The organism is Yeosuana sp., from assembly GCF_057126245.1.
In genome coordinates this window covers 49,878-60,777 of record NZ_DBNGMQ010000111.1, presented here as the reverse complement: position 1 = coordinate 60,777, position 10,900 = coordinate 49,878, and the positions used below count along the sequence as shown (strand labels likewise).

Below are 10,900 nucleotides of genomic sequence, written 5' to 3'. Positions count from 1 at the left end.
AAGGCTAAGTAAGGCTGTAGTTTAATTAATTTCAAATATTTTCGTCAAACCCTTATGGTGAGTAGTCAAACCCCAAATTGTTTTGAATATAATGTAATAAAATAGACATAAAACGTTTCTTTTATTCAGGCACATAGTAACGACATCATGAAGAAACAAACAAATTTCTTAATCATCACAACTTAAGCGAGTCCAGCCTTCATAACCTATTATGGTATATTTTTCAGAAATGTGAAATTTGTTATTTAAACGAAAGGTCACAGTAGAATCATTTAGCCATTGATACCTTGCTTTATTATATTTGTTTAATGAATGTGTGTAAACCTGATAGCCTCTTAATATGCCATTGTCCATCCTATAAATGATACATGAATAGCTTATTCTGTTTTTCTCATTATCACTAAATATTTCAACGTCTTTATCTTTATGTGATGCCACATTGGGGGATAATTTATTTATGCTTTTTTCAAATACACGAATAGGAATTTCAATGTCACCATTGGGCGATGCGCAAGCCAGGAAAAAAATAATTAATATAAATAGTAAAGTTGCTTTCATGATATTCAAATTTAATTATTTACAATCAACAAGTAGATATCAAAGAAAAAGAAATAAGTTTCTCAATATTTTTATATACTGTGCTTAAACATAAAAATTATTCTATGCGTTGATATATTTTTTCATATTTCATCTTAGAATAGGGATTAATCATTAGTAAGAATAAACCTCCGCTTTTAAATTCTGAAGTTTCAAAAAGTAAATTGGTGTCTTTATTTAAGGTAATGCGGTTTCTTTTTGTGTTGAGACCTCCAAATACATATGGAATACCTATTATTTTGAAATTCTTATGTTTTAGGTAGACATAACCATCATCTTTAAATCTATACTTTATTGTATTTTGTTTAATAATGCTATCATCTTCAAAATAATTAAATTCCAATCTCTTTGTACTTAAAATTTTTAAGGAAAAAGTATAAATCTTAGTGGTGTCTTTTTTTATGCTTTTTACAAACACGCCATTGTTAAGTTCATCAAAAAAAGTTGGATAAATTCCTAAATCTGAATTTGAAAAATTCCAAGCAGAAGTAGTGTCTTTAGTTGGTCCAGAAAAAATATCTTCAATAGTATATTTTCCATTTAAAGTATTAAAGTTGTTTTTATTCAGGTAGTGTGCGGGTACTGTTCTTTTAGGAAAAGAGCCGCATCCAAAAGTGAAACTTAATATCACAAAATAAATGATTACTTTATTAAAATCAGAAATATTCATTATTTTATAAATAATGCATTTTTATAAACTTTAAATGTTGTTTCCCAAAAAGCTCATGTTCAACTATGAGATTATTCTTTGATAATTCTTTTATATAAATGGAGCCTAATCCATCTAAAAACAAAGAGTCCTCTTTAATCTGCCAAGCATAAATTCTCCAATCGATATGCCCATCTTTATCACTTAAATAAAGAGAGTCAATTTTAAATTCAGCAAAAAACTTTTCATCCTTTTCAGAAAGTAATATTTCCTGAGTTTCCATATCTAAGGCGGAAATTCAGTCCCAAGTTCCAAGAATAAAGTCACTTTTTTCATCATTAGGCTTACAGCCTAAAACGATAATTACAAATAGGAGAAAAGTTAAACCTTGCATTCTATATGTGTTTAATGTTGTTAATTGAACTTATATCCAATCCCAACAAAAATGCCATGTAATTTAAGTTTGGCATTAAATTCATTGTCATCAGCTAAATTGGATAATCCCAGATTATATCTTGCCTCAATTAAAAATTGTTTTGAAAGGTCATAAGATAGTCCGAATTCAGCACCGAAATTAAAGGATTTAGTACCTTCTTCAGTATCTAATAAGAACCCAAAACTAGGTCCAGATAAAAGATTAAATTTATCAGATAAACCAATTTCAGCTAATATAGGAACCTGGATTTGATCTAAATCTTTAACACTGATATAATTAATTTCTGGTCTGATTTTAATAGATTCAGAAACCTTAATTTTAGCAAAAACACCAATATAAAAGCCTGTTTCATTCTCACTTAAACTTAACCCATCAAAACTTGCTTTTGCTGTTGCAAAGTCGGCTCCAGCTCTCAATCCAAAAATTTGGGCTTGACTATTTAAAACAAAAGCCATAATTACTGTCGATAAAATTAGTTTTTTCATAATTCAATAAATTTTAAGTTAGTTATATAATTAATAGTGTATTACATATTAAATTAAGCTTATAATTAATTTGAATACAATAAATTTCGACAAACAATAACAACGGGTAGTCAAACGCTGTAAAAAATGGACGGTAACGAAGTTATATTTTAGGTTTCAATATTTTTGTTGGTGTTTGTCTCGTCATATGCACCATTGCAGCTATTAGAGCTTTTGATAGGGTGAAAGAATTGAATAGTTATTGATTCCATTCTTAAACGGATTAAATTAAATTTCCAATTTTGTTTTATTGGTATCATCACTTAACAACAATTTACAATACATTTTACGGGTTTAGGTATTAAAAAAGATAGTACTTTTGGCGCTCCATAATTTTTCACAATGCAATCAACCGTAAACAAGCTAAAACGTTTCTTTAAATATTTTAAAATAGCAGTTACTGGTAAGCAACAAGAGTTTACCTCAGGAAGTATTCGCCGTGCGATATTTATGCTTGCGGTTCCTATGATTCTTGAAATGCTAATGGAATCGATTTTTGCATTGGTCGATATTATGTATGTATCTCAAGTTAGTATAAACGCTGTCGCCACCATTGGTTTAACTGAGTCTGTTATTACTTTAATTTATGCCGTAGCCATTGGTTTAAGTATTGCGGCAACCGCAATTGTTGCAAGACGTGTAGGAGAAAAAGATTTAAAAGGGGCATCAAATGCGGCAGTACAGGTAATTTTTATTGGCGTATTTGTTGCTGTTATTATTAGTGTTATTGGCATTCTTTATCCTAAAGAAATATTACAACTCATGGGTGGGTCTCCTGATTTAATTGAAGAGGGTTACGGCTACACTAAAGTACTTTTGGGCGGTAATATTACTATTATGTTATTGTTTTTAATCAATGCCATTTTTAGGGGAACAGGGGAAGCCTCCATCTCGATGTGGACTTTAATATTATCAAACGGATTAAACATAATTCTAGACCCTATGTTTATTTTTGGATTTGGACCTATTCCTGCTTATGGGGTAGAGGGAGCTGCTATTGCTACTACCATTGGGCGTGGAACAGCAGTATTGTTTCAATTAGCTATTTTGTTTTATGGTTACAGTAAAATAAAAATAGGTATTAAAGATATAATAATTCGAGTAAGCGTGATGCTTAATTTAATTAGAGTGTCATTAGGAGGGATTGGTCAGTTTTTAATAGGCACTTCTAGTTGGGTTTTTTTAATGAGAATAGTAAGTGAGTTTGGAAGCGAAGTGTTGGCAGGTTATACTATTGCCATTCGTGTTATGTTATTCACATTGATGCCTGCGTGGGGCATGAGTAGTGCTGCAGCATCATTAGTTGGACAGAATTTAGGAGCGAAAAAACCAGATCGAGCAGAGCAGTCAGTTTGGAAAACTTCGACGTATAGTTCTATATTTATGGGGACTATTTCCATATTTTATCTCGCTTTTGCTCCACAAATTATCGAGATATTTAATGAAACAACAGATGTTGTAAAATATGGTAGCTTGTGTTTACGAATTATGACTGCTCCATTTATTTTTTATGGTTTTGGTATGATTGTTCTTAATGCATTTAATGGTGCAGGCGACACAAAAACACCTACTTATATTAATTTTGTTTGTTTTTGGTTGTTACAATTGCCGTTTGCCTATATTGTAGCTATTAATTTAGATTATGGTCCTATTGGTGTTTTTTGGTCAGTTGCATTAGGGGAAGTAGCAATGACTATTATATCTGTTATTTGGTTTAAAAAAGGATATTGGAAATTGATAAAAGTATAAGAAAATGGCTAGTATTTGTCAAAATAAAAAAGAGCTCAAATTAAGCTCTTTTTTATTTTGACAAATTTATACTATTAAAGGTGTTCTTCTAATTGGTGGTGTTCATCAATAAGTGGTCCACCTTCCATAATTTGTTGAGATGCTTCATTAGCAAACTTCTCAAAGTTTAAGTGGAAGGAATGTGCTAATTGAATTGCTTTACTAATGTAACCGCCTTTTTGCAACCAAGTATTCATTGGGTCTAACATTTCTATTGGAACATTAGGACAATATTTAGGCATGAATAATCCGAAAATTGGGTGTTGGTCATACTCTACGTTATCTAAACTACCTTTAAGGATTTCAGTAATCATAGCTCTTGTATATTTAAGTTTAATACGAGAACCTACTCCATGAGGACCACCAGACCAGCCAGTGTTGATTAACCATACGTTAACGCCAGCTTCAGTCATTTTTTTACTTAACATTTCAGCATAAACTGTTGGGTGTAATGGCATAAAAGGTGCTCCAAAACATGCAGAGAATGAAGGTACAGGTTCAGTAATTCCAGCTTCAGTTCCTGCTACTTTTGCCGTATAACCAGAAATAAAGTGGTAAGCAGCCTGGCCAGGAGTTAATTTAGATACTGGAGGTAACACACCAAAAGCATCACAAGTTAAGAAGAATATGTTCTTAGGGTTATTAGCATAAGATGGCTTTTGAATATTATCGATATGATATATAGGATAACTTACACGTGTGTTTTGGGTGATAGTTCCGTCCATATAATCTACATCCCCATTTTCTTTAAATACTACATTTTCTAGTATTGCGCCAGGTTTAATAGCTCTAAAAATATCTGGTTCTTTTTCTTCAGTTAAATCAATAACTTTTGCATAGCAACCACCTTCAAAGTTAAAGATATTGTTTTCAGCTGTCCAACCGTGTTCATCATCTCCAATTAATTTTCTCTCCGGATCTGCAGAAAGTGTTGTTTTACCTGTACCAGATAAACCAAAGAAAATGGCTGTATCTCCGTCTTCACCAACATTGGCAGAACAATGCATTGGTAAAACATCTTTATCTGTTGGCAAAATCATGTTTAAGGCAGAGAAAATACCTTTTTTCATTTCACCGGTATAAGCAGAACCTCCAACTAAGGCTACTTTTTTCGTAAAGTCTAATATTGAGAAGTTTCCTTGACGAATTCCAAAATCTTTAGGATCTGGACATACATACCCTGGTGCACATAAGATTAACCAATCTTCTTCAAAATTTTCTAATTCGGATGCATCTGGACGTAAGAACATGTTATATACAAACATATTAGACCAAGGTAATTCGGTTACGGTTCTCACATTCATCCTATATTTAGGGTCTGCACATACGTAACCATCTCTAACATATAATTCTTTACCAGATAAATATTTTTCAATTTCTGTTTGTAATCTGTTAAAATTTTCAGGAGATACCGGCTTGTTAACATTTCCCCACCATACGCGATCTTTTGTATAGTCATCTTTTACCAAAAAACGGTCTTGAGGAGATCTTCCAGTAAATTTACCAGTATTTACAGCAAGGGTTCCATTAGACGTTTCTTTACCCATTCCTTTTGCTACAGTAATTTTCTGAAGTTCTTCCGGTGATAAATTCCAATGGGCAATAACGTCGTTTAGACCATATTTTTTCAAGTCTTTGTTTAATAAAGTTCCTGATTCTTTCATGTTGTTTAAGTTTAAAATAATAATAACTAATTTGACATTTATAGGCTTCCGTAATTGCTCGTTTTTAATTATAGTATAAAATTAAAGAACACAAATTCTTTTATTTATGACAAATATCATACTTTGGCTTGGTGCTTCATTTTTCAATAATTGTTATAATATAAGATAATAAAATTTAAAAATATTTACGAAAACGTAATAGAAATATTGAGTTATTAATAAATATTCGCTTTGTGTATAAAAAATTATGGGATAACATTTATTTCGTTCAAAAAAATATCAAATAATTAAGTCTTCACGGAAAAAAACATGAAATTTGTTATAAATTTATTTCTTAAATAATTCAATTTTGTTGTGATTTTTAAGATGATATAAAATATATAGATATGAAATTAGATATTCTTGCATTTGGAGCCCATCCTGATGATGTTGAATTAGGATGTGCAGCGACATTAGCCAAAGAAATTGCATGTGGTAAAAAAGTGGGTATTATAGATTTAACACAAGGTGAATTAGGAACGCGGGGTAATGCAGATACGAGATTTGAAGAAGCAAACAATGCTGCTGAAATTTTAGGGGTTTCCATGAGAACTAATATGGAGTTTGCAGATGGCTTTTTTGTTAATGATAAGAATCATCAAATAGAGATTATTAAAATGATTCGAAAATTTAAACCAGAAATTGTTATTTGTAATGCTATAGATGATAGACATATTGATCATGCAAAAGGAAGTCAATTAGTGGCTGATGCTTGCTTTTTAAGTGGACTATTAAAAATTGATACAAAAAGGGAGGATGATGACAAATGGCAAGAACCATGGAGACCGAAGCAAATATATCATTATATACAATGGAAAAATTTAGAACCAGATGTGATTGTAGATGTTTCTGGGTTTATGGATGTAAAAATGGATGCAGTAATGGCCTATAAAACCCAATTTTATGATGAAAACAGTAAGGAACCTGTCACACCAATTTCTACCAAAAACTTTACTGATAATATTAAAAATAGAGCAATTGATATGGGTAGATTGATAGGAGTAAAGTATGGTGAAGCATTTACAGTTGATAGAAATATTGCAGTAAACAGTTTGTTTGACTTGAAATAAATCTATTTAATAGTTGTTTTTAAGTAAGTTAAAAAGAAATTTACTCAAATCTTACTATTTGGGAGTGATTGTAAAGTAATAATAATAAAAAATCCATTTAAAATATTGATAAAAATCTTTGCAGAAAAACTGAAATCAGTTACATTTGCATGCGCATTGTAAAATGCAGTTACATGGTGGTTGTAGCTCAGCTGGTTAGAGCATTGGTTTGTGGTACCAAGGGTCGCCGGTTCGAACCCGGTCTTCCACCCAAAAAGATAAGCCTTTCAAAAAAATTGAAAGGCTTTTTTTGTATTTGTAATTAAAGTTAAATTATCTCAACTCAGCTCCAAGTTCATTTTCAAAATTACCTTGAAGGTTTTTCATTATTTTATCAATTTGTTTATCCGTAAGCGTTTTGTTTTCGTCTTGTAGCGTAAAACTAACGGCATAGCTCTTTTTCCCTTGAGGTAAATTTTCACCTTGATACACATCAAACAAAATTACATTTTTAAGTAATTGTTTTTCAGTTCTATTCGCAATACTATGAATATCCTTAAAACTCACCTTGTCATCTAAAAGAAGAGCAAAATCTCGACGTACTTCTGGATATTTAGGTGTGGCTTTAAATGATATTTTGTTTCGTTTAACCATATCAAGAATGGTATCCCAGTTAAAATCGGCAAATACAACGTCTTGTGAAATATCAAAATGCTTTAAAATAGATTTTTTGACTAATCCAAAGTTCACAAGTTTCATTTTACCGAGACCTAATTCTAAACCTTCGCTAAATAAATCATTATTCAAGGGTGATTCTTGAACTCTAGAAATGCCTAGTCGTTCTAATATTGAAAAAATAGTACCTTTTAAATAAAAGAATTCACTCTTTTTATTTGAAGACAACCAGCTATCGGTAGTTTGGTTCCCAGTAGCAAAAACCGTTAAATGCTTGTTCTCTATTCTTTGGCCGTTAAAATCATGATATGTTTTGCCAAATTCAAACAATTTTAAATCAAGTTGCTTTCTATTTAGATTATAAGAAAGAGCTTCCAATCCAGAGAATAGCAGAGATTGCCTTAATACAGACAAGTCATTACTTAAAGGATTTAAGATAGTAATATTGTGCTCTTTCTTTAATTGATCACTTAAACTAATATAGTTAGGTGTGGTTAAAGAGTTTGCTAATATTTCATAAAAACCTTGAGATACTAACTGATTTCCCACAATATTTTGAATTTTATAATCTTCAAATCTGGAAGTGTTAGAAATAGAAGCGTTTAACTTTTCAGTAGTTTTGATATTATTATAACCATAAACCCTTAAAATTTCCTCTATAATGTCGGCTTCTCTTTGAACGTCATTTCTGTACGCAGGAACCGTTAATCCTAATCCCGTTTCAGTGACATTATTCACTTTAATTTCTAAAGAAGTTAAAATACTTTTAATGACATCTTTAGGTATTTCTTCACCAATAAGCATTTTAGCATTATCAAAACTTAAGCGAACTTGAAAATCTTCAATTTTATTAGGATAGAAATCAACAATGTCCGATGAAATTTCTCCACCTGCCACTTCTTGTATTAAAAGTGCTGCTCTTTTTAATGCTAATTCTGTGAGATTTGGATCGATGCCACGCTCAAATCTAAACGAAGCATCCGTATTCAAACCGTGTCTTTTAGCAGATTTTCTAATGCTTACCGGATTAAAATAGGCACTTTCTAAAAAAATACTTGTAGTTGATTGAGAAACACCAGAATGAAAACCACCAAAAACACCCGCAATACACATTGGTTTTTCAGTATCACAAATCATTAAATCTTCACCAGATAGTGTTCTTTCAATACCGTCAAGTGTTGTAAATTTAGTACCTTCTTTAACCGTTTTAACTACAATCTTATTTCCTGTAATTTTTACAGCATCAAAAGCATGTAGGGGTTGTCCTAAATCATGCAACACATAATTAGTAGCATCTACTATATTATTTATAGGCGATAAGCCAATAGCTTTTAAACGGTGTTGTAACCAGCTCGGAGAGTCTTCAACTTTAATTCCTGAAATAGTAACACCACAATAGCGAGGCGCTAATTCTTTGTTTTTTACATCAACATCTATTTTTAATAGCCTATTATCTGTATGAAAAGCGCTCACAGACGGCGTAATAAGCTCTAAAAAAATATCCTTATGCAGCATACCCGCTCTTAAGTCTCGTGCAACTCCTAGATGGCTCATGGCATCTGCTCTGTTTGGTGTTAAGCCAATTTCAAAAACTATATCATTTTCAATTTCAAAAACATCTGCTGCTAAGGTTCCAACTTTATAAGAGTCATCTAAAACCATAATACCGTCGTGAGAAGACCCTAAACCAAGTTCATCTTCAGCACAAATCATTCCATGGCTTTCTTCACCGCGTATTTTACCTTTTTTTATGGTCCAAGATTCTCCTTCAGGTGTATACAAAGTAGTTCCGATAGTCGCAACAGGTACTTTTTGCCCTGCAGCTACATTAGGCGCACCACATACAATCTGTAATGATGTTTCTTCACCCACATCAACGGTAGTTATTTTTAATTTATTGGCATTTGGGTGTTTTATACATTTTAAAACCTTGCCAATCACTACACCTTCTAAACCACCTTTAACAGACTGATAGGTTTCAATACCTTCAACTTCTAGTCCTAAATCTGTCAGTAATTCAGCTGTTTGCTCTGGTGTCCAATCTGTTTTGATGAATTGCTTTAACCAATTATATGAAATCTTCATGTTTTATCCTTAAATAGGTGACAAAGATAATAATACTGGATAGTTATAGAAATGGTAAATAATTTTTATTTGTAAGTTTTTTAAATATCTTACAAATAAAAATAAATTCATATTAAAATGTATATCAAAAAAAGCCTCTTTTTAGTTTTTATAATTGTAATACTATCATGTAATGATGAGCGTAAATACATGGAAATTGGAGTGTATAGAGCTACTTTAAAAATAAATGATTTTATAGAACTTCCTTTTAATTTTGAAGTGACCTCCAGTAATACATTACAAATTTTTAATGCAGAAGAAGTGATACTTGTTGATGAGATTTTACACAAAAATGATTCAGTATTTATAAATATGCCGGTCTTTGAAGGATTTATCGTTGCTAAAATTTCAAAAGAAAATAGCCTTAATGGATTTTTTAAAAATGAAACTTTAAAAAGAAATGTTCCTTTTAATGCAGAAATAAATAATCCCAATCGTTTTGAGGTTTCAAGTTTACAACCTAAAACTGATATTTCTGGTAATTGGGAAACAGTTTTTAGTCCGGACACGGAGGGAGATAAATATTTAGCAAAAGGTATTTTTAAACAAGAGAATACTAAAGTAACAGGAACCTTTAGAACCACAACAGGCGATTACAGGTTTCTTGAAGGTGTTTTAGATGGCGATCAATTAAAATTATCAACCTTTGATGGCTCACATGCTTTTTTATTTACTGCAAAAGTAACCGATAGCACCATGGAAGGCATGTTTTTTTCTGCTAGCCATTGGAAGGAACCTTTTAAAGCAGTAAAAAATGATTATTTTCAATTGCCAGATGAAAATAAATTAACTTTTTTAAAAGAAGGTTATGATAGTATTGATTTTTCGTTTCCAGATATTGACGGAACAATGGTCTCTTTGTCTGATACAAGGTTTAAAAATAAAGTGGTTTTAGTACAGATTATGGGAACATGGTGCCCTAATTGTCTTGATGAAAGTAAATTTTATTCGGAGTATTATAATAACAATAGAAACAATGATGTTGAATTTGTTGCCTTGGCTTTCGAATATGTAAAAACACCAGAAGTTGCTTTTAAAAATATATCACGGTTAAAAAAAAACCTGTCAATAGAATATCCTTTATTATTAGCTCAAGTTGGTAGTTCAAGTAAAACAAAGGCACAAGAAAAGCTACCCATGTTAAATCATGTTTTATCCTATCCTACAACTATTTATATCGATAAGAAAGGAAAGGTTAGAAAGATACATACGGGGTTTAATGGTCCGGCTACGGGAGAAAAGTTTACCGAATTTAAAACGGAATTTAATGGGTTTATTGAATCCTTATTGAAAGAGTGATAATTTATAATTCCTTTTTCGAAATAATAAAAACCTATGATATGTAAATTTCTGTA

The 10,900-nt window shown here is 31.3% G+C and carries 9 protein-coding genes and 1 tRNA gene; 4 read left to right on the top strand and 6 right to left on the bottom strand.

Annotation, left to right across the window (positions count from 1 at the left end):
• Positions 1–168 precede the first annotated feature (168 nt).
• The 4 genes from AC15TD_RS15020 to AC15TD_RS15005 all read right to left on the bottom strand — a co-directional run bounded on the left by AC15TD_RS15020 (position 169) and on the right by AC15TD_RS15005 (position 2,167).
• Entirely contained in the window at positions 169–558 is a 390-nt protein-coding gene (locus AC15TD_RS15020; protein ID WP_484452959.1) for a hypothetical protein, read from the bottom strand.
• A gap of 97 nt (positions 559–655) precedes the next feature.
• On the bottom strand, positions 656–1,267 hold the full coding sequence (locus AC15TD_RS15015; RefSeq protein WP_484452958.1) for a hypothetical protein: 612 nt from the start codon (positions 1,265–1,267) through the stop codon (positions 656–658).
• A gap of 4 nt (positions 1,268–1,271) precedes the next feature.
• Positions 1,272–1,529: a hypothetical protein gene (locus AC15TD_RS15010; RefSeq protein WP_484452957.1), complete on the bottom strand. Its 258-nt coding sequence runs from the start codon at positions 1,527–1,529 to the stop codon at positions 1,272–1,274.
• 131 nt (positions 1,530–1,660) lie between these two features.
• Positions 1,661–2,167 carry an outer membrane beta-barrel protein gene (locus tag AC15TD_RS15005; RefSeq protein ID WP_484452956.1) on the bottom strand — a complete coding sequence of 169 codons (507 nt, stop codon included), beginning with the start codon at positions 2,165–2,167 and terminating at the stop codon, positions 1,661–1,663.
• 381 nt (positions 2,168–2,548) lie between these two features.
• Here AC15TD_RS15005 and AC15TD_RS15000 point away from each other — a divergent pair, with 381 nt between their 5' ends.
• On the top strand, positions 2,549–3,955 hold the full coding sequence (locus tag AC15TD_RS15000; RefSeq protein WP_484452955.1) for an MATE family efflux transporter: 1,407 nt from the start codon (positions 2,549–2,551) through the stop codon (positions 3,953–3,955).
• 74 nt (positions 3,956–4,029) lie between these two features.
• Here the strand turns inward: AC15TD_RS15000 and pckA are convergent, their stop codons facing one another.
• On the bottom strand, positions 4,030–5,658 hold the full coding sequence (gene pckA / locus AC15TD_RS14995; protein ID WP_484452954.1) for a phosphoenolpyruvate carboxykinase (ATP): 1,629 nt from the start codon (positions 5,656–5,658) through the stop codon (positions 4,030–4,032).
• A gap of 386 nt (positions 5,659–6,044) precedes the next feature.
• On the opposite strand from pckA, the gene bshB1 reads away from it, so the two are divergent.
• Both bshB1 and AC15TD_RS14985 read left to right on the top strand, forming a co-directional pair.
• Positions 6,045–6,767, top strand: coding sequence for a bacillithiol biosynthesis deacetylase BshB1 (gene bshB1, locus AC15TD_RS14990; RefSeq protein WP_484452953.1), 723 nt, complete (start codon positions 6,045–6,047; stop codon positions 6,765–6,767).
• A 175-nt stretch (positions 6,768–6,942) separates the two neighbouring features.
• Positions 6,943–7,018 (top strand) — tRNA-His (locus AC15TD_RS14985).
• A gap of 61 nt (positions 7,019–7,079) precedes the next feature.
• Here AC15TD_RS14985 and pheT read toward each other — a convergent pair.
• Complete coding sequence (gene pheT, locus AC15TD_RS14980; protein WP_484452952.1) at positions 7,080–9,506, bottom strand: phenylalanine--tRNA ligase subunit beta; 2,427 nt, start codon at positions 9,504–9,506, stop codon at positions 7,080–7,082.
• A 117-nt stretch (positions 9,507–9,623) separates the two neighbouring features.
• Between pheT and AC15TD_RS14975 the strand changes: the two genes are divergently transcribed.
• On the top strand, positions 9,624–10,844 hold the full coding sequence (locus tag AC15TD_RS14975) for a peroxiredoxin family protein (protein WP_484452951.1): 1,221 nt from the start codon (positions 9,624–9,626) through the stop codon (positions 10,842–10,844).
• Positions 10,845–10,900: the final 56 nt, after the last annotated feature.

Coding starts and splice junctions, on each gene's coding strand:
- AC15TD_RS15000 (WP_484452955.1), top strand. CDS start 2,549: ATGCAATCAACCGTAAACAAGCTAAAACGTTTCTTTAAATATTTTAAA.
- pheT (WP_484452952.1), bottom strand. CDS start 9,506: ATGAAGATTTCATATAATTGGTTAAAGCAATTCATCAAAACAGATTGG.
- AC15TD_RS14975 (WP_484452951.1), top strand. CDS start 9,624: ATGTATATCAAAAAAAGCCTCTTTTTAGTTTTTATAATTGTAATACTA.
- AC15TD_RS15015 (WP_484452958.1), bottom strand. CDS start 1,267: ATGAATATTTCTGATTTTAATAAAGTAATCATTTATTTTGTGATATTA.
- AC15TD_RS15010 (WP_484452957.1), bottom strand. CDS start 1,529: ATGGAAACTCAGGAAATATTACTTTCTGAAAAGGATGAAAAGTTTTTT.
- AC15TD_RS15005 (WP_484452956.1), bottom strand. CDS start 2,167: ATGAAAAAACTAATTTTATCGACAGTAATTATGGCTTTTGTTTTAAAT.
- pckA (WP_484452954.1), bottom strand. CDS start 5,658: ATGAAAGAATCAGGAACTTTATTAAACAAAGACTTGAAAAAATATGGT.
- AC15TD_RS15020 (WP_484452959.1), bottom strand. CDS start 558: ATGAAAGCAACTTTACTATTTATATTAATTATTTTTTTCCTGGCTTGC.
- bshB1 (WP_484452953.1), top strand. CDS start 6,045: ATGAAATTAGATATTCTTGCATTTGGAGCCCATCCTGATGATGTTGAA.